This is a genomic window from Sporosarcina sp. P3, assembly GCF_002743415.1.
Classification (GTDB): Bacteria; Bacillota; Bacilli; order Bacillales_A; family Planococcaceae; genus Sporosarcina; species Sporosarcina ureae_A.
Genome location: NZ_PDZE01000010.1, coordinates 34324 through 52474, shown reverse-complemented (window position 1 = coordinate 52474; position 18151 = coordinate 34324). Strand labels below are relative to the sequence as shown.

The window sequence follows — 18151 nt, the reverse complement described above, 5'->3', positions numbered from 1 at the left end:
ATATAAGTTAACTAGTTGAATATAGTATCTCGTAAATTTTCTTACAACACAACAAACACTAGAAAAATACATATAAATCCTTTATTTCCCTATTGACAATCTCTTGAGAACGATTATCATTGATAATATAAAACTAAACGGTAGGAAGTAGGAAAAAATATGAAAAAAACACTCGTGACAGCTTTTGCTTTGACAACGGGAATTTTACTATCAGGTTGTGGGACAGCTGAAGAATCTACTGAAACAGAGCCCGCAGCGACGGTTGAAGTAGACTTAACTGCTGAAACAGATGCATATAAAGAGTTTGCGCTTGAACAAATGGATGAATTCGTTATGGACACAGAGAAATTCGTTGCAGCTGTTAAAGCGGGAAATGTAAAGGAAGCAAAGGAAATCTATCCACTGGCTAGAATGTATTTTGAACGTTCCGAACCGATTGCAGAAAGCTTTGGAGATTTAGATCCACGAATCGATGCACGTCTTGCAGATGTTCAAGAAGAAGGGCAAGGAGAAGAAGAGTGGTCTGGTTATCATAAAATTGAGTACGGTCTATGGGTAGACAACACAACCGAAGGGTACGCAGAGATTGCAGATCAATTACTTAAGGATGCAAAAGAACTGCGTGCACGTGTAGAAACCGTTGAAGTATCACCTGACTTGATGATCACAGGAGCGGTCGATTTATTGAATGAAGTCTCTACTTCTAAAATTACTGGCGAAGAAGAAATTTATTCTCATACCGATCTCTATGACTTCAAAGCAAATATTGAAGGCGCAGAAAAAATCTATGAAATCCTAAAAGATAAGATGGCAGCGAAAGATCAGCAACTAGTGGATGAACTCGAAACAAAATTCCAAACGATCAATAGTCTCCTCGCTGAATATGAAGATGGTAATGGTGGCTATATATCCTATGTAGAATTAACGAAAGAAGATACAAAATCGCTATCAGAAGCGGTAAATCAACTAGGTGAACCATTAAGTATGATGGGCATCGTAACGGAGTGATACTATGACGGACCAAACTGAAGAAAAATTCTATGATAAGAAAATTTCACGTCGTCAAATGCTGAAGTATACAGGAGCAGGGGCAGCTGGTGTGGCGATTGGCGCATCGGGCCTTGGCGGTGTATTTAAAGTATTCGGAATGGTTGAGGAAGAAGATAACCCACGCTCGCAAAATAAGATCAATTTCTATGGGAAGCACCAATCAGGAATCGCGACTGAATGTCAGAGTTATGTATACTTTGCTTCATTAAATGTCCTGGTGAATTCGCAACAAGAATTGATGGATTTATTTAAGATGTGGACTCCTATTGCCGTACGCATGATGAACGGTGAACAGATTGATGGTCAGACTTCCAATATGCTCATCCCAGCAAAAGATACAGGGGAAGCAGTGGGGTTGGACGCATCGAACTTAACACTGACATTTGGTGTCGGTCCGTCACTATTTGAGAAAGAGTCTTTAGGTTTAGCGTCAAAAAAACCTACTGAACTGAAAGATTTGCCGCACTTCCCAAAAGATCAGCTAGATCCTGCGTATACAGGTGGAGATATTTGTATTCAAGCCTGTGCGGATGATCCACAAGTTGCTTTCCATGCAGTTCGAAACTTAGTACGTTCAGCTTCAGGTAAAGTATCATTGAAATGGACACAGGCAGGTTTTAATTCTTATCCGATGAAGGGTAAGAAAAAAGAGACACCAAGAAATTTATTTGCATTTAAAGATGGTACAGTCAATCCTAATGAATCTAAGGAAGCCGAGATGAATGAAGTCGCTTGGATCGACGCGGGTCAATCAAAAGGCTGGATGACTAACGGTACGTATATGGCTGTCCGTCGAGTTCAAATGCACTTGGAAACGTGGGATCGAACCGCTTTACAAGAGCAAGAAGCTACATTTGGCCGTCATCGCGATACGGGAGCACCGATAGGTAAAGAAAAAGAGGTGGACGAAGTAGACTTAGATGAAAAGGATGCAAACGGTGAATATGTGATTCCTGAAGCTTCCCATGTGCGTTTGGCTAAGAAATCCAAACAGAAGATTTACCGACGTTCATTCTCCTATAGTTCAGGTGTTATGGATTCAACAGGTACATTCGACGCGGGTCTATTGTTTATTTCGTTCCAAAAAGATCCTAAACAATTTATCGCAATCCAAAACAGCTTTGGCCGTGAAGATAAACTAAATGAATATATTACCCATCGTGGCAGCGCATTATTTGCCTGCTTCCCTGGAGTTCAAAAGGGAGGCTTTATCGGTGACTCACTTTTCTCGATTATATAAATGGATTGCAATCATGTTCATCGTCATAGTACTGCCGATCCGTCCAGTATTCGCTGAAACGGAGACCAACTATAGTGAACTCTATATTTCCATCAGTGATTCCATTATGGAAACGAAAAAAATGAATGATGCAGAAGCAGTAGCGTCTTTACAAGAATTTGAAACGATTTGGCAACAACAAAAGTTAGAGAGCTCGGAGCTCACGAAAGAAATCGATAAAACGTTAAAACAAGCATTACAAGCAGACTCAGAAACACGCGGTGCGCTATTAAGTTCTTTATCTAAAGCCTTACATGAAGTAGAAAAGTCGGAAAATCCAGTGGACGAACTAGCGGAACGCGAAAAGTTCGGTCAATTGATGGAACCAGCCCTCACGGAATTAGACCAAGCAATCGAGTCAGGTTCGTTAGAAGAAATCGAACAAGCAAATCAACAATTTATTTCTACATGGACACGCAATGAGCGTCCAGTGCGAGAGCAAAGTATTGCAGCGTATGGTGCAATTGAAACAAGTATGGCATTCATAAGAATCACGTTGGCGGAGGAGAAACCTGATCTCGAAGTATTGCGAACTCAGTTCAATGAATTAATGGTCACAGTAGATCAGTTTGTCAGTGGGACGTTGAAAGAGACAGCAACCGAAGATTATTCTTTGACCACATTGACGGCACTGTTAGATGAAAGTTCAGATTCTTTACAAAAAGGAAAGCTAGATGAAACGAAGCATTCATTGCGCGAGTTCATTCAAATCTGGCCGAATGTGGAAGGGGAAGTGCGTACGAAAAATGCCTCTCTTTATACAGAGCTTGAAAATGAATTGCCATTGATGATTGGCCAATTGTCGAATAGCGACTATGATCTTGAAAGGGCTGAACGACAGTTACAAAACTTTACACAACAAATTTCCTTACTGCAAACAAATGACAATTTCAGCTTTTGGGACTCTGCGCTGATCTTATTGCGCGAAGGTCTTGAAGCATTGTTAATCATTGTGGCATTATTATCGTTTTTAACAAATGCCAATCAACCAGCTATGCGTAAATGGGTATACGTTGGAGCGGGTGCCGGCCTGGCGCTTAGTATCGCGGTGGCGGTTATGATGTCCACAGTATTGCAATCCGTCACGATAGGGAATGATCGTGAAATGATGGAAGGTTATGTGGGGCTCGTGGCGGCTGCACTGATGATCGGAGTGGGTATTTGGATGCACCAAAAATCCAGTGTCGCTTCGTGGAATCGTTATATATCTAAGCAAATGGGTCAAGCCATTTCAAAAGGGAGCGTACTCGCTATGGCTTCGGTCAGCTTCCTTTCCGTATTTAGAGAAGGTGCGGAAACAATCGTCTTTTATGCAGGTATTGCGCCGAAAATGTCCACCGTAGAATTTTTGATGGGGATATTACTAGCAGTTGTCATATTGGCGATCGTAGCGGTTGTCTTTATGAAGCTCAGCCACCGAATTCCAATTCACCGTTTTTTCGCAGTGGCGACGATGTTGATTTATGTATTGGCGTTTAAAATTATTGGTGTTAGTCTGCATACGTTACAGTTAACAAACGTGATCAACACAACAGTGCAACCTCGCTTGCCGATTATAGACTTCATTGGTTTTTATCCGACCAATGAAACGATTATGGCGCAACTAGGTTTACTACTCATCATTCTAGTGGCTACTTGGATACGAAAAGCTGGCAAGCGTTCCAAAGCACAACTTTCGAATTAACTACAAAAGGATGTCCTTGAATTTCGAGGCATCTTTTTTTGTTGTTATGAAGTTCGAGATCAAAGTGAATTAGCAAGAGGGGGGTTTTTAGTATGTACTTTATTATATTAAAAACCTACTTGACTAATAGGATTAATCGTAATACAATAAAATCATCTTAAAAATAATTGTCAGTCTAGTCAGATTTCCTATGATAGTCAGCATTATAAAATACAATAAAAGGTTGCGAGGGTGATGAATATGGCGTTACAAGTATCGAACAGTCCTTTTAGTGAAGAACAAGTAGAATTGCTCAATCGTTTATTACCGGGCATCACAGAAACACAGCAAAGTTGGCTAAGTGGTTATTTAACAGCTACCAGCTCAACTTCAGTACCATCGAGTGGCGTCGCTGTATTGGAGCGTCCTACTATCGAAGTTCAGACAGCAGTTAAAGAAATAACTGTTCTTTATGGTTCACAAACAGGTAACGGGCAGGGAATTGCTGAGCAAACAGCAGCCAAGTTAAAAGAGCAATCCTTTGATGTGACCATCCAATCCATGAGCGATTTCAAACCGAATAACTTGAAGAAAATCGATAATCTGTTGCTTGTTGTTAGTACGCATGGAGAAGGAGATCCACCTGACACAGCCTTACCATTCTTTGAGTACTTGCATGGAAAACGTGCTCCGAAACTGGATCATCTTCATTATTCAGTACTGGCACTTGGTGATAGCTCATATGAATTCTTCTGTAAAACCGGCGCTGATTTCGATCAGAAACTCTCCGAACTCGGTGCTATTCCATTAGCGCCACGTGTAGATTGTGATTTGGATTATGATGAACCAGCCGCACAATGGCTAGCAGCGGTAGAAGTTTCATTGGAAATCCAAACGGGTGGTCAATCGGCTGCAGCTAGTGTAGAAGTTGAAACTACATCTTCGACTCCGTATTCACGTACGAATCCGTTCAATGCAGAAGTACTTGAAAATATTAACCTAAATGGTCGTGGTTCTAATAAAGAGACGCGTCATGTAGAGATTTCATTAGAAGGCTCTGGATTGACGTATGAACCAGGTGACAGTGTAGGAATTTACCCGACAAATAATTCCGACTTAATCGATGAGATTATTAGATTTGGAGGTTGGAATGCAGAAGAGACAGTAGAAATCAACTCACAAGGAGAGCGTCGTGCTTTACGGATTGCTTTACTGAATCACTTAGAGGTTACTGTAGTAACCAAGCCGTTGCTTGAAAAACTATCCACTTACTCTAAATCAGAAGAGTTGAAACGAATTCTAGAAAAAGAACATGTGGATGAACTCCGGGCATATGTCGATGGACGGGATGTACTCGATACCTTAACAGACTTCGGGCCAGTAGTAGCTTCAGAACAGCAACTAGTAGGGATTCTTCGAAAGTTACCAGCGAGATTATATTCAATTGCAAGTAGTCTAGAGGCAAATCCTGAAGAAGTGCATCTGACAATTGGTGTTGTCCGTTACGAAGCGCATGGTCGCGACAGACAAGGTGTTTGCTCGATCCAATGTGCAGAAAACCTTGAGCCGGGAGATACATTACCAATTTATATCCATAAAAATGATAACTTCCGTTTACCTGCTAATTCCGAAACACCGATCATTATGATAGGACCAGGAACAGGGATCGCGCCATTCCGTTCATTCATTGAAGAACGCAGCGAAACGGGAGCGGAAGGAAAGTCCTGGTTGTTTTTTGGAGATCAGCATTATATGACGGATTTTTATTACCAGACTGAATGGCAAAATTACGTGAAGGATGGAGTGTTAACGCGCCTCGACGTAGCCTTTTCACGTGACACAGATGAAAAAGTATATGTGCAGCATCGTATGAAACAGGCGAGTCAAGAACTGTACCAATGGATTCAAGAAGGTGCAGTGATTTATGTATGTGGTGATGAACAGAACATGGCAAAAGACGTACACGCAACTTTGCTAGAAATCCTTCAACAAGAAGGTGGTAAGTCACTTGAAGAAGCCGAACAATTCATTACTCAGTTAGTTCAAGAAAAACGCTATCAGAGAGATGTCTATTAATCCGAAAGGGAGTGGGAGCATGTCTTCAACAACAAAACCGATCCATATACAAGATGGCGCACCGAGTGATGTAGAAGAAATTAAAATTGAAAGTGATTACTTACGGGGAAGTCTGATTGAAACAATGAATGATTCCATTAGTTCAGGAATTCCAGGTAATGATAACCGACTGATGAAATTTCACGGCAGTTACTTGCAGGATGATCGAGATCTACGGGTAGAGCGTCAACGTCAAAAGCTAGAGCCAGCCTACCAGTTCATGATCCGCGTACGGACACCAGCTGGATTAGCTACGCCAAAACAATGGCTTGTTTTGGATGAACTAGCACATAAATATGGTAACGGTACATTAAAGTTAACGACACGCCAAGCGTTCCAAATGCATGGAATTTTGAAATGGAATATGAAAAAGAATATCCAGGAAATGAATGACGCGTTACTAGATTCGATCGCAGCGTGTGGTGACGTCAACCGAAACGTCATGTGCAGTCCAAATCCAAATCAGTCATCCGTTCACGCAGAAATATATGAATGGTCGAAGCGATTAAGTTTGGATTTGCTGCCACAAACAACAGCGTATCATGAAATTTGGTTGGATGAGGAAAAGGTTGTGGATACGGCAGGTGAAGAAGTGGAGCCAATTTACGGTGCGACCTATTTACCTAGAAAATTCAAGATTGGAATTGCGGTACCTCCAATGAATGATATTGATGTATTCGCTCAAGATGTTGGATTAATTGCAATAGTAGAAGACGATAAATTAGTCGGCTTCAACGTCGCGGTAGGTGGCGGGATGGGAATGACGCATGGTGATGAGCAGACGTATCCTCAGTTAGGTCGCCTAATTGGGTTCGTACCAGTAGATCAAGTCGTGGAAGTAGCGAAGCATTTAATGACGATCCAACGGGATAATGGGAATCGTTCTGTACGGAAGTATGCACGATTCAAATATACGATTGATTCTCGGGGGCTGGATTGGTTAATTGAAGAGCTTCATAGCCGTCTGGGCTGGGAGTTAGAGGAATCACGTCCTTACCATTTTGATCATAATGGAGATCGTTATGGATGGGTGCCAGCAGAAAATGATCGTTGGAATTATACATTCTTTATTGAAAATGGTCGTGTGCGCGATACTGAGAATTATAAATTGATGACAGCACTTCGGGAAATTGCCGAAATTCATACAGGTGATTTCCGTTTGAGTCCCAACCAAAACTTAGTATTGGGTGATGTAGCGGGTTCAAATAAAAAGAACATAGAAGAAATTATTGCGAAGTATGGCTTAGAGTCTCCAGTCGAACAGTCAGCATTACGTAAAAACTCCATGGCATGTGTTGCACTGCCTACGTGTGGTTTGGCGATGGCAGAGGCAGAACGATATTTACCTTCATTGATCACAAAAATCGAAGACTTACTAGATGAAGCTGGACTTGGCGATGAAGAAATCGTGACGCGTATGACAGGATGTCCGAATGGATGTGCGCGTCCAGCAATAGCAGAACTAGGTTTTATCGGTAAGGGACCAGGCAAGTATAATATGTACTTAGGTGGCGGTTTTATGGGGCAACGCTTAAGTAAGATTTACCGTGAAAATATTGGGGAAGATGAGATATTAAGTGAGTTAGGACCTATATTGAAACGTTTTGCGAAAGAACGTAATGAGGGCGAACACTTTGGAGACTTTGTGATCCGTGCTGGAATTGTTGCAGAAACTACTGACGGAACGAATTTTCATAAGGTGTAATTGCATAAGTAGGACAGCTAGAGTGAAATCTAGCTGTCCTTTTTAAATGGAATTATTGGATATGTAGCGATCACCATCTCATAATTCCATCCTTATCTTAATTGGAAAGGAAATTGACTTGGTATAAAAAATTATATGAATGGAGATGATTAGTAAGAGAAATATCGGGAAAGGTAAAAAGAGCAGGTTGTATAAGTAGGAATCTTTTAAAAATTTTTTTCAAATTAAAGGAGATGTTTGGATGTCAAATGTTAAGGTAGCTGTAATTTTTTACAGTATGGGTGGAACGAATTATCAATTAGCCAAATGGGCAGAGGCAAGTGCGAAAGAAGCAGGTGCTGAGGTGAAAATTCTAAAAGTACAAGAGTTAGCTCCGCAATCAGTAGTGGAAAATAATGATGTATGGAAAGCAACGGCTAATGCAACGAAAGACATTCCAGTAGCAACATCAGAAGATATTGAATGGGCGGATGCTATTATTTTCAGTACGCCAACACGTTTTGGTAATATGGCTTCACAAATGAAACAATTCCTAGATACACAAGGCGGTATATGGGCTAAAGGTAAGACAATCAATAAAGTGGTAAGCGCAATGTCTTCAGCTCAAAATCCACATGGTGGTCAAGAAGCAACCATCCTATCGTTATATACGTCCATGATGCACTGGGGTGCGATTATCGTACCACCTGGATATTCAGATCCAGTAGTATTTGGTGCAGGTGGAAACCCATACGGAACTAGTGTTACAGTAGGCCCGACTGGTGAGATGATCGAAGATGTGGAGGCTGCTGTTAAACATCAAGCCAAACGTACAGTCGCAGTAGCAGAGTGGGTTAAAAAAGGAATTCAATAAATACATGTCATTGAAAAACTCTGTCTAAATAGGCAGGGTTTTTCTGCTTCTTTGATTAATCAATGTATCTGACTTGAAAACTAGTGAACAAAATCTACTTGCAAGCATTTACTTGTTTAAGTGCTAAAGCATTGCGGTATACTATTACTAGTGAATGAAAGGAGATTGATTATACATGACTTATGAAGAGAACATAGCGGGTTTTGAGAAAATTGATTCTGCAAGAGCAGATAAATTAGTAAAAGACGATGGCGAAGCTGTAATTTATGTAGGTAAAGAGGTCTGCCCTTATTGCCAAGTGTTCGTTGGAAAACTAAATAAAGTGTCTAAAGAGACGAATACGCATATCTATTATGTAGATAGTATAGATCAAGCAGATATGAAAGGTGTTTCAACTTTCCGTAATGAATATGGCATTCCAACAGTTCCAGGTTTCATCTACACTAATGGAGACACAGTAAATGTGAAATGTGATTCATCGATGTCGGAAGAAGAAATCAAATCTTTCATGCATAAGTAATAGGATTGAAATTATAAAAAGATCATTAATTCAACAATGAATTAATGATCTTTTTTGTCTGTTCAACTAATAGTCTGCTCTACTGGAAAGGTTTGTTTAAGTTCATCTAGGAAGGTTTGACGTTCTTCTATGTTATGGAGATAAATTGGTTCAATGGCCTCTTTCAGCCAACTACGACGTTCCACACGATCCGCCACATATTTCTTTACATACTGTCGGATATCTGCGAGGAAGTCTAGATAGTCTTCATAACGTTCATCATACGTTTCAGCTATTTCCGATCGAATCTTCTTGGCCAATGAAGGACTTGCACCGCTTGTAGATACGCTGATAATCAGTTTACCGCGGGTAGTGACTGCTGGAATCTGCGCGGTACCTAGCGATGGGTTGGATGCGTGAACGACTAGTTTACCCGCATGCTTTAATTGCTTGGCGAGATGATCATTTAGTACTTCGTTGTCTGTAACGAGCAATGTGAGAAAAGCGTTCGCAACATCTTCCCATTCCGCTTCTTTCGTGATGAGTGTAACCGTCCCTTGCTGTTCAAGTTCTGCAAGAGATGGATGGAATTCAGGGCTGATAATAGTCGGATGGATACCGAAGCGGTGTAAGTTGAGTACTTTGTGATACGCAACGTGCCCGCCACCGACTAAGAATATATTTGATTCATCCAAGTTTTCGAGCATGATGGGGAACATAGAGAACACGTTTCCTTTCTGCTGCTTCATCGGCCCTTTCATTCAGAATTGCATGAATCACTGGATCATAGCCTAATTCAGAGCATAGATGAATAGCGGTAGTTGTTTTCATTTTATTTAGTGTTCGTTCAATTGATTTCATCAAAATACCAGTGAATAACAAATACGGTAACACATACAGAGTCTTAGGTTGCTGTTCTAGTAGTCGTTCAAGTTCCTCTTCGTAAAAAGGCTCGCAAGCTGCTAGATAACCGACATGAACATGTTGAAGCTTCGTTTTCTCTTGGAAAATTCTTTTGATCTCTGTAAAGTCTTCTTTCGTGGTAGGATCACTGCTACCTCTTCCAATCAATAAAATAGACGCATTCTTAGGAATAAATTCTGTTATATCCTGCAGTCGTTCAATCAGCACATCCACCATACGTTCATCCACGCCAATTGGATCGCCATAGTAAACAGGAATATTAGGGTAATTCATCATGACTTCCTCTAGCTCAGTAGGAATATCCACGTTGGCGTGACCTGCGCGCAACAACAGAAAAGGTATAGCTATAATTTCTGTTGCGCCTCGCTCTATACAGCGTGCGACACCTAACGCGATAGACGGATCAGCGAGTTCAAGGAAACATGCTTCTTGAATAGGGGCCACATCGGTTTCCATCGTCTTCTCAATGAACGCCAAAGCAGCCTGCTGTCCTTTTTTTACGCGGCTGCCGTGGCAAATATATAAGATCGCTCTCATACCATCGTCTCGTGCAAACGACGTTCTTCGCTCGATTCCTCGAACCATTGCAATTCGTCACGCAAGCGGACCACTTCACCAATAACAATCATGCTAGGGTTTTTGACTTCCTCAAGACGTGCTGTTTCCGTCATAGTGGAAAGTGTCGCAGTAACTGTGCGCTGCGTCTCTGTTGTCCCCCAATGAATAAATGCAACAGGTGTGTTTGGATCTTTGCCGTGTTGAATTAATTGCATCTGAATATAGGGAAGATTGCCGATGCCCATGTAAATTGCCAGTGTATCTATTCCTTTGGCAAGAGCCTGCCATTTCTCAGCCTCGTCCGCACCTTCCTTACGATGGCCCGTGACGATGGCAAATGATGCACTGTATTCACGATGAGTGACTGGGATTCCTGCATAAGCAGGAGCTGCGATCCCCGAAGTAATTCCAGGAATCACCTCGAACGGGATGTGATGCTTGACCACAAACGCAGCTTCTTCACCGCCACGACCGAAAATAAATGGATCGCCGCCTTTCAGACGGACGACTTGTTTACCTTGCGTGGCATGTTTAACCAATAAGAAATTGATCATATCCTGCTGAACGAAATGATGCTTTGGAAGCTTGCCTACAAAAATCAATTCCGCGTCTGTTTTTGCATAAGCTAAAATTTCTTGATTGATCAGTCTGTCATAAAGAATTACATCCGCGTGCTGTATTGCTTTCACTGCTTTTACGGTCAATAAGTCAGGATCGCCAGGACCTGCTCCGACTAGCCACACCTTACCCATTCCTCTCACTCCTTAATTAATCCATTTTTTATCACGTAAGTAATCGATTAACTGCTCGACACATTCTTCCACCGTATATTGATCTGTTTCTAATGTGAGTTCAGGTTGTACTGGTGCTTCATAAGGTGATGAAATTCCGGTAAATTCAGGAATGACACCAGCACGTGCCTTTTCATATAAACCCTTCGGATCACGTTCTTCACAAGCATCAAGAGGACAGCTGATATATACTTCAACAAATTCATCCTTCTCTACCAAACGTCTGACACTATCTCGATCTTCTCGGAAAGGAGAGATGAATGCAGTGAAAACAAGCTGACCGCTATCAATGAATAATTTCGAAACTTCACCGATTCGACGAATGTTTTCTTTACGAGCTTCATCTGAAAAGCCCAAGTCTTTATTTAAGCCGTGACGGACATTATCGCCATCAAGGACATAGGTGTTCGCACCAAGATCATGTAACCTACGAGCAGCTGCATTAGCAATCGTGGATTTACCTGAACCCGATAGGCCTGTGAAGTAAAGTACTGCGCTATGATGTTTATTTTTTATACGTTGTTCTTCTTTTGATAGTAACGGGTCATGCCATACAATGTTCTTTGCCATATCGTGTCTCCTCACTTCACCAGTTCTTTTTCTTGTAAGCCTTTGATTAGTACGTCAACCACTTCTTTACGACTGAATTCTGACGGAGGCAAGACGCCGCTCTTTAACATCGTACGTACCTTAGTTCCCGAAAGAATTACATGATCTTGACTAGAGTGCGGGCAAGTTTTAGGTGTTGCCATATTGCCACAAGCTTTACAGAAAAAACTATGTTCAAAGAACAGTAATGTAATGCCGATTTCTTCCGCTGTAAAAATCGAGAAAATTTCTTGTGCTTCGTATGTGCCGTAATAATCTCCGACACCTGCATGGTCACGGCCGACGATAAAATGCGTGCAACCATAATTTTTGCGTACAAGGGCATGGAAAATGGCTTCGCGTGGTCCTGCATAACGCATGGCGGCAGGGAAGACAGCCAATTTCACACGGTCTTCAGGATAGTAGTCACGCAGTAATACTTGATAACTCTCCATCCGTACATGAGCGGGGATATCATCGGACTTTGTTTCGCCAACTAGTGGATTGAGCAAAAGAGCATCGACGGTTTCAAGTGCAGTTTTTTGAATATACTCATGGGCACGGTGTACGGGATTACGCGTTTGGAATCCGACGATTGTCTTCCACCCATTATTTTCGAAAGCTTGACGAGTTTCCGAAGGGTCGAAATAAAATTCAGCGAAATCTCTCTGTTCTATTCGTCTTATTAATTTGATTGGCCCGCCAAGATAGATATGTCCGCGATCGAATAATTTCGCAACACCTGGATGAGCACGATCAGTAGTTTTATAAACTTTTTCTGCTTCGATTTGTTGATCAGGTTCGAAGATCTCCGTAATTTCAAGTGTACCGTAAATTTCGCCTTGATAATCGAGTAGAACCGTATCGCCTACGGAGTAAGCTGAACTGTCCTTAACGGGCAGCGTAATTGGCAAACTCCATATTGTACTATCTGCTAACCGAATGTTATTGACGACTGCATGGTAGTCTTTAGAAGTCAAAAAACCTGTTAATGGGCTGTATGCACCCGTTGCGATTAATTCCAAATCACTTACTGACGTTGCATCAATTGAAACTGTTTTATGCAAGCCTTTAATGGAGAGAGTGGGATCGTATAAATTAATTAACTTGCCGCCATGTGGTTGTATGATTGTCATTTTTGAACACCTATCCTTTTCATTTTAATAAGACATATAGAAATACTAGGTTTTAAATTAAAAAAATTTACGTATGCAGTCCACATTCTGTTTTGCCGCTACCGGTCCAGCGTCCAGAGCGCATATCTTCTTCAGTAAAAGCTGGTTTTGTACAGTTTGCGCACCCGATACTCGGGTATCCTTGATCATGAAGAATATTATAATCTAGTTCATGTGTGTGGGCGAAACGCCAAACATCTTTCCATGTCCAATGAATAAGCGGACAGACTTTAATTTTTTCAAAACGATTATCTACATTTAGATATTCCGTAGATTTTCTCATTTCAGATTGTTCCCTACGTAATCCTGATATCCAAGCAGTGGAAGGGGCAATGGCTTCTTCCAACGGTTGGATCTTTCGCAAATGACAACATTGATTCGGGTTGGTTTTCCATAGATCTAAACCATATTGATTTGTTTGTTCTTCAATAGTCAATCCGGGTTGTTGTATATGGATTTTAAGCTGAGGATAACGTTTCTTTACTTTTTCTATTGTGTCGTACGTTTCTTTAAAATGATAATTGGTGTCTAAGAAAACAATCTTGGCATCGGGCTTCACGCGTGAAATCAGTTCGATCAGTACAATGCCTTCAATACCAAAGCTACAAGCATAGACTAGCTTTTCTCCATAGTGATCATAAGCCCACTGCAATACTTCAGAAGCTCCTTTTGTTTCGGAGTCTACTGGAAACTCTGGTAAGACTGATGTATCATTCCACGATTTAAATGTGACCATTCCATCCCCCCGCTAACTGTAATAGTATTATCAGTTTAACAGACAATTAAAAATAGTCAATGCAAATTAGAATAGTAGGGATTGAACTTTTATATGCGTAAATAACAGAGTTTTTTTGGTTAGCTAACTGCGAGGTAGGCCGTGGCTAGGATACAACTGGCAATATCACCGGCACCTGGCTCCTAGCTGTAGGCAATCGCCTGGGCAATTTCCCAAGCGCTTGAAATACGACTCCTCATGCTTTTCTCATTCTAGTTATCTCACATCGATATACTTTTTACTTTTCATGTCAAAAAGCAATTGGTATACTAATTAGTAGTAAGCCATTATAACTAAAGGAAAGAGTGTGCACCCAATGGGCCGTAAATGGAATAACATTAAAGAAAAAAAAGCGTCTAAAGATGCGAACACAAGTAGAATCTATGCAAAGTTTGGCCGTGAAATATATGTAGCAGCAAAATCAGGTGATCCCAGTCCTGAATCCAACCAAGCGCTGAAATTCGTACTCGAGCGCGCAAAAACATACAACGTACCGAAAGCCATTATTGACCGTGCGATTGAAAAGGCAAAAGGTGGCGGTGAAGAAAACTTTGATGAACTTCGTTATGAAGGATTCGGACCGAACGGCTCCATGGTTATCGTGGACGCATTAACAAATAACGTCAATCGGACAGTTTCTGAAGTGCGTGCCGCTTTCGGTAAAAATGGAGGAAACATGGGAGTAAGTGGTTCTGTTGCTTACATGTTTGATCCGGCCGCTATTATCGGTATTGAAGGCAAAACAGAAGATGAAGTATTAGAGTTATTGATGGAAGCAGACGTAGATGTAAATGATATCGAGGAGGAAGATGGGCAAGTAGTAGTATACGCAGATCCCTCCCATTTCCATGAAGTACAAGAAGCGTTCCGTCAAGCTGGTGTTACAGACTTTACCGTAGCTGAGTTGTCTATGATTGCTCAGAATGAGGTTTCATTGGATGAAGAAGCCCAAGAGCAGTTTGAAAAAATGGTCGAAGCGCTCGATGATTTGGAAGATGTACAACAAGTTCATCATAATGTTGATTTAGCTTAAAAAAACAGCTGTTCCATAATGTAATGGAACGGCTGTTTTTTGTATTACTTTATGATGACTTTCCATTCGTCAGTAGGTTCTTCGATGAAATCTACGTGAGTGGGTAAAAAGACGAAAGACCAAGGAGTGGCGGAATATGGTGGAATGTCGAGGGTCAATGAAAAAGTCTCCTCGGCTACTGTTACTCCTTGCTCATTCACTACACATACTGTAGCTTCCTGAAAAGATAAAACTTCATCACGATTATTTTGTAAAAATACAGTAGCGACTAATCCACCATTGCGTTTATGTTTTAACAGGATGGGTGTGGCTGTAAACTCTTCCTGTTTACATCTTTTAGTTTCATATTGATGAATAAAAGCTTGTTTTTGTTGATCTGATAAAGTAGCTTCCCACGTAGCTTCAAACACAATTTGCATAGTTTAGACCTCCTTCTTCCTATATCATTCCCTTGGTTTTGATATTTAAGTCCTATTATATCATAGAATAATAAAAAATATTCACTACGACTTACTTCTCTTGTGCACTATAAGTATTTCATAACACTAGAAATATCACGATTACTGTACATAGAATGAAGGAAGTCATCTAATGATGTATACTGGAGTAGAAATATAGTAGTAAAAGGAGAGAGTCGTATGATACGTGTATTATTCGTTTGTCTCGGAAATATTTGTCGCTCACCTATGGCCGAAGGAGTATTTCGTAAGATGATTCATGACGAACGATTGGAGAATCGCATCGAAGTGGACTCTGCTGGAACAAGTGATTGGCATGTAGGGAAAGCACCTCATGAAGGAACGCTGTCTAAACTAGCGGAATTCCAAGTATCTGCAGCTGGAATGGCGGGTCGTCAGTTGAATGTGAAAGATGCAGAGGAATTTGATTATATTATCGGGATGGACGCGGAAAACATCCGGAACATTCACAACATATTTGGTGATCATGATCATCAACGTGTGATTCGTTTTTTAGATTTGACTAGTCATCAAAAAGATGTTCCCGATCCATACTTCACTGGCGATTTCCAAGAAACATATGACTTAGTGCTCGAAGGTTGTCAAGCATTATTGGAGCTTATTAAAAAGGAGGCATCCATTGAATGAAGATTCCTGTAATATATGAAGATAACCATCTCTTAGTCGTTGAAAAGCCGGTCAATATACCGGTGCAAGAAGATGAGAGCGGAGACTTGGACGTATTGACTATTTTAAAGCAAGATATTAAGAGACGTTATCAAAAGCCAGGGAAGGTTTACCTTGGCTTAGTGCATCGTCTTGATCGTCCTGTAGGCGGTGTGATGGTATTTGCTAAAACTTCTAAAGCGGCATCTCGTCTATCCGATCAGCTTCGTCGCGGTATCATTGAACGGAAATACTTAGCAGTACTCCGTGGTGTGCCACGAAAAAAACAATCTACTCTTCAGCATTATTTATACAAGAATCGTCAAAAAAATCAAGTGTACAGTGTGAAGCCAAATCATCCGGGAGGGAAGGTGGCCAGTTTGGATTATCAAGTACTCGATAGCAAAATTGATCAAAGTTTAGTAAGTGTACGTCTGCATACAGGACGATCACACCAAATTCGCGTACAAATGGCAACAGAAGGATTTCCGCTTTATGGTGATCAGAAATATGGGAATTCGATGAATAAGCGTGGCGAACAGATTGCATTATGGGCGCACACGTTAGAATTCGAACATCCAACAACAAAGGAAAAGATGCAATTTACTTCAGAAGCACCACGAGTTTATCCTTGGGAATTATATGCTACGCACGATCAAGTTTATAAAACATATGGTTAGTGACGGACGGTCCATTCTTGACTTACGAAATCGGTGCAACTACACTAAATGGTAAAACGTCTGTTGGAGGAATTTATGAGTAAGCATTCTTTTATTCCGATTATTGTCGGAACTAATATTAACGCCTATAATATGGCGATTTCATTTCATGAAGAGTACGACATTAAGCCTGTAATTGTAGGTAGAGAACCATTGCCGTTCACAAGTTATAGTACAATTACAGATATCCAAGAATTGAATCCAGGTTTGCATGATCCTGAAATATTCGTCCAGTTTTTACGTGAAATCGCCAAAAAATATCGTACTGCTGATCAAAAACTAGTTCTAGTTGGAACGGATGACTTATATGTCCGACTAATCATTGAGCAGCGAGAAGCTTTACAAGAAGATTTCCTGTTCAATTATATCGATGAAGAAATTATGAATGCCGTGTATATTAAGAAAAATTTCTATGAATTATGTGCAGAACATGGAATAGATACACCTTCCACGTACTTTCACTCGTGTTTATCTGATGAACCATTTACAGAAAAAGTACTGTTTCCAGTCATCATCAAGCCGAGCGACGGGGTGCAATACTATCGCCATCCGTTTGAAGGCTTGCAGAAGATTTATAAAGTCGATACATATGAAGAAATCAACCGTATTATCCAGATGGTAAAAGCTAGTGGGTATACGGAAGATCTGATCATTCAGGATTTCATCCCTGGCGACGATACGTATATGTGGGATGCTGTATATTATGCTGATCAGCACGGTAAAGCACAGTTAATCACATTGGCACAAGTGGTACTACAAGAACGTGCCATGACGGCAATTGGAAACTACACTGCATTGATTACGCGTTATAATGAAGAGATCATGACGAAACTTGCGAAGTTCCTAGAAGCGATTGGTTACGTTGGATACGGAAACTTCGACTTGAAATACGATGAGCGCGATGGGAAATTTAAAGCGTTTGAAGTGAATATTCGTCAAGGACGTTCAAGTTATTACATTACGCAGTGTGGTGAGAATATGGCGAAATACTTGGTCGATGACTTAGTATACGGGAAGGAAAAGCCGTTAACCTATTTAGATGATCATTTCTTATTTACTGTCGTACCAAAAGCAGTATTGAAAAAGTTTGTCGATAATCCACCTATGGAAAAAGAGATTCGATCTTTGATCAAAGCAGGAAAGTATGGTAATCCTTTATTTTATAATAAAGATAAGCATATGAAGCGTAAATTGTATTTACTGATGCGTCAAATTAACTACTACAAGAAATATAAAAATGCTGTCGAATAAGAAAAAATCCCTGCGCATTTGCAGGGATTTTTTAACTTTACTTCAGTAT

The 18151-nt window shown here is 40.8% G+C and carries 18 protein-coding genes; 11 read left to right on the top strand and 7 right to left on the bottom strand.

The window, feature by feature from the left end; translation table 11 throughout:
- The first annotated feature begins 159 nt into the window (after window positions 1–159).
- From efeO to CSV61_RS12555, 7 genes are all read left to right on the top strand, one after another.
- Window positions 160–1008 (top strand): iron uptake system protein EfeO, encoded by an 849-nt coding sequence (efeO, locus tag CSV61_RS12585; RefSeq protein WP_099639485.1) that lies wholly within the window; start codon window positions 160–162, stop codon window positions 1006–1008.
- A gap of 4 nt (window positions 1009–1012) precedes the next feature.
- Window positions 1013–2290, top strand: coding sequence for an iron uptake transporter deferrochelatase/peroxidase subunit (gene efeB / locus CSV61_RS12580; protein ID WP_099639484.1), 1278 nt, complete (start codon window positions 1013–1015; stop codon window positions 2288–2290).
- Window positions 2265–4013, top strand: a complete 1749-nt coding sequence (locus tag CSV61_RS12575) for an FTR1 family protein (RefSeq protein WP_233193602.1) — start codon at window positions 2265–2267, stop codon at window positions 4011–4013. The genes efeB and CSV61_RS12575 overlap by 26 nt, the downstream gene beginning before the upstream one ends.
- Window positions 4014–4253: 240 nt before the next feature.
- Complete coding sequence (locus tag CSV61_RS12570) at window positions 4254–6068, top strand: assimilatory sulfite reductase (NADPH) flavoprotein subunit (RefSeq protein WP_099639483.1); 1815 nt, start codon at window positions 4254–4256, stop codon at window positions 6066–6068.
- A 19-nt stretch (window positions 6069–6087) separates the two neighbouring features.
- A complete protein-coding gene (gene cysI / locus CSV61_RS12565) occupies window positions 6088–7812 on the top strand; it encodes an assimilatory sulfite reductase (NADPH) hemoprotein subunit (RefSeq protein WP_099639482.1) in 1725 nt (574 codons plus the stop codon).
- A gap of 241 nt (window positions 7813–8053) precedes the next feature.
- Window positions 8054–8665 (top strand): NAD(P)H:quinone oxidoreductase type IV, encoded by a 612-nt coding sequence (gene wrbA / locus CSV61_RS12560; protein WP_099639481.1) that lies wholly within the window; start codon window positions 8054–8056, stop codon window positions 8663–8665.
- Between the two features lie 175 nt (window positions 8666–8840).
- Window positions 8841–9185 carry a DUF6568 family protein gene (locus tag CSV61_RS12555; RefSeq protein WP_083033666.1) on the top strand — a complete coding sequence of 115 codons (345 nt, stop codon included), beginning with the start codon at window positions 8841–8843 and terminating at the stop codon, window positions 9183–9185.
- Window positions 9186–9247: 62 nt separating this feature from the next.
- Here the strand turns inward: CSV61_RS12555 and CSV61_RS12550 are convergent, their stop codons facing one another.
- From CSV61_RS12550 to CSV61_RS12525, 6 genes are all read right to left on the bottom strand, one after another.
- A complete protein-coding gene (locus tag CSV61_RS12550; RefSeq protein WP_099639480.1) occupies window positions 9248–9883 on the bottom strand; it encodes a precorrin-2 dehydrogenase/sirohydrochlorin ferrochelatase family protein in 636 nt (211 codons plus the stop codon).
- Entirely contained in the window at window positions 9852–10625 is a 774-nt protein-coding gene (locus CSV61_RS12545; protein ID WP_099639479.1) for a sirohydrochlorin chelatase, read from the bottom strand. Before CSV61_RS12545 ends, CSV61_RS12550 begins: the two co-directional genes overlap by 32 nt.
- The gene (gene cobA, locus CSV61_RS12540) at window positions 10622–11398 is read right to left on the bottom strand and encodes a uroporphyrinogen-III C-methyltransferase (RefSeq protein ID WP_099639478.1); all 777 of its coding nucleotides are present in this window, start codon (window positions 11396–11398) and stop codon (window positions 10622–10624) included. The genes CSV61_RS12545 and cobA overlap by 4 nt, the downstream gene beginning before the upstream one ends.
- 12 nt (window positions 11399–11410) lie before the next feature.
- Complete coding sequence (gene cysC / locus CSV61_RS12535; RefSeq protein WP_083033657.1) at window positions 11411–12007, bottom strand: adenylyl-sulfate kinase; 597 nt, start codon at window positions 12005–12007, stop codon at window positions 11411–11413.
- Between the two features lie 11 nt (window positions 12008–12018).
- A complete protein-coding gene (gene sat / locus CSV61_RS12530) occupies window positions 12019–13161 on the bottom strand; it encodes a sulfate adenylyltransferase (protein WP_099639477.1) in 1143 nt (380 codons plus the stop codon).
- 67 nt (window positions 13162–13228) lie between these two features.
- Window positions 13229–13936: a phosphoadenylyl-sulfate reductase gene (locus tag CSV61_RS12525; protein WP_099639476.1), complete on the bottom strand. Its 708-nt coding sequence runs from the start codon at window positions 13934–13936 to the stop codon at window positions 13229–13231.
- Between the two features lie 355 nt (window positions 13937–14291).
- Here CSV61_RS12525 and CSV61_RS12520 point away from each other — a divergent pair, with 355 nt between their 5' ends.
- A complete protein-coding gene (locus tag CSV61_RS12520) occupies window positions 14292–15008 on the top strand; it encodes a YebC/PmpR family DNA-binding transcriptional regulator (protein WP_083033651.1) in 717 nt (238 codons plus the stop codon).
- A 44-nt stretch (window positions 15009–15052) separates the two neighbouring features.
- On the opposite strand, the gene CSV61_RS12515 is transcribed toward CSV61_RS12520, so the two are convergent.
- On the bottom strand, window positions 15053–15427 hold the full coding sequence (locus CSV61_RS12515; protein WP_099639475.1) for an SLAP domain-containing protein: 375 nt from the start codon (window positions 15425–15427) through the stop codon (window positions 15053–15055).
- Between the two features lie 219 nt (window positions 15428–15646).
- On the opposite strand from CSV61_RS12515, the gene CSV61_RS12510 reads away from it, so the two are divergent.
- The 3 genes from CSV61_RS12510 (at window position 15647) to CSV61_RS12500 (ending at window position 18102) form a co-directional block, all read left to right on the top strand.
- Window positions 15647–16114, top strand: a complete 468-nt coding sequence (locus CSV61_RS12510; protein WP_099639474.1) for a low molecular weight protein-tyrosine-phosphatase — start codon at window positions 15647–15649, stop codon at window positions 16112–16114.
- On the top strand, window positions 16111–16812 hold the full coding sequence (locus tag CSV61_RS12505; protein WP_083033646.1) for an RluA family pseudouridine synthase: 702 nt from the start codon (window positions 16111–16113) through the stop codon (window positions 16810–16812). Before CSV61_RS12510 ends, CSV61_RS12505 begins: the two co-directional genes overlap by 4 nt.
- Window positions 16813–16887: 75 nt before the next feature.
- Entirely contained in the window at window positions 16888–18102 is a 1215-nt protein-coding gene (locus tag CSV61_RS12500) for a carboxylate--amine ligase (protein WP_083033645.1), read from the top strand.
- The last annotated feature ends 49 nt before the right edge of the window (window positions 18103–18151 follow it).

Excerpts from the sequence above, each read along its gene's own strand:
- efeO (WP_099639485.1), top strand. The coding sequence starts at position 160 with ATGAAAAAAACACTCGTGACAGCTTTTGCTTTGACAACGGGAATTTTA.
- efeB (WP_099639484.1), top strand. The coding sequence starts at position 1,013 with ATGACGGACCAAACTGAAGAAAAATTCTATGATAAGAAAATTTCACGT.
- CSV61_RS12570 (WP_099639483.1), top strand. The coding sequence starts at position 4,254 with ATGGCGTTACAAGTATCGAACAGTCCTTTTAGTGAAGAACAAGTAGAA.
- cysI (WP_099639482.1), top strand. The coding sequence starts at position 6,088 with ATGTCTTCAACAACAAAACCGATCCATATACAAGATGGCGCACCGAGT.
- wrbA (WP_099639481.1), top strand. The coding sequence starts at position 8,054 with ATGTCAAATGTTAAGGTAGCTGTAATTTTTTACAGTATGGGTGGAACG.
- CSV61_RS12555 (WP_083033666.1), top strand. The coding sequence starts at position 8,841 with ATGACTTATGAAGAGAACATAGCGGGTTTTGAGAAAATTGATTCTGCA.
- CSV61_RS12550 (WP_099639480.1), bottom strand. The coding sequence starts at position 9,883 with ATGTTCCCCATCATGCTCGAAAACTTGGATGAATCAAATATATTCTTA.
- CSV61_RS12545 (WP_099639479.1), bottom strand. The coding sequence starts at position 10,625 with ATGAGAGCGATCTTATATATTTGCCACGGCAGCCGCGTAAAAAAAGGA.
- cobA (WP_099639478.1), bottom strand. The coding sequence starts at position 11,398 with ATGGGTAAGGTGTGGCTAGTCGGAGCAGGTCCTGGCGATCCTGACTTA.
- cysC (WP_083033657.1), bottom strand. The coding sequence starts at position 12,007 with ATGGCAAAGAACATTGTATGGCATGACCCGTTACTATCAAAAGAAGAA.
- sat (WP_099639477.1), bottom strand. The coding sequence starts at position 13,161 with ATGACAATCATACAACCACATGGCGGCAAGTTAATTAATTTATACGAT.
- CSV61_RS12525 (WP_099639476.1), bottom strand. The coding sequence starts at position 13,936 with ATGGTCACATTTAAATCGTGGAATGATACATCAGTCTTACCAGAGTTT.
- CSV61_RS12520 (WP_083033651.1), top strand. The coding sequence starts at position 14,292 with ATGGGCCGTAAATGGAATAACATTAAAGAAAAAAAAGCGTCTAAAGAT.
- CSV61_RS12515 (WP_099639475.1), bottom strand. The coding sequence starts at position 15,427 with ATGCAAATTGTGTTTGAAGCTACGTGGGAAGCTACTTTATCAGATCAA.
- CSV61_RS12510 (WP_099639474.1), top strand. The coding sequence starts at position 15,647 with ATGATACGTGTATTATTCGTTTGTCTCGGAAATATTTGTCGCTCACCT.
- CSV61_RS12505 (WP_083033646.1), top strand. The coding sequence starts at position 16,111 with ATGAAGATTCCTGTAATATATGAAGATAACCATCTCTTAGTCGTTGAA.
- CSV61_RS12500 (WP_083033645.1), top strand. The coding sequence starts at position 16,888 with ATGAGTAAGCATTCTTTTATTCCGATTATTGTCGGAACTAATATTAAC.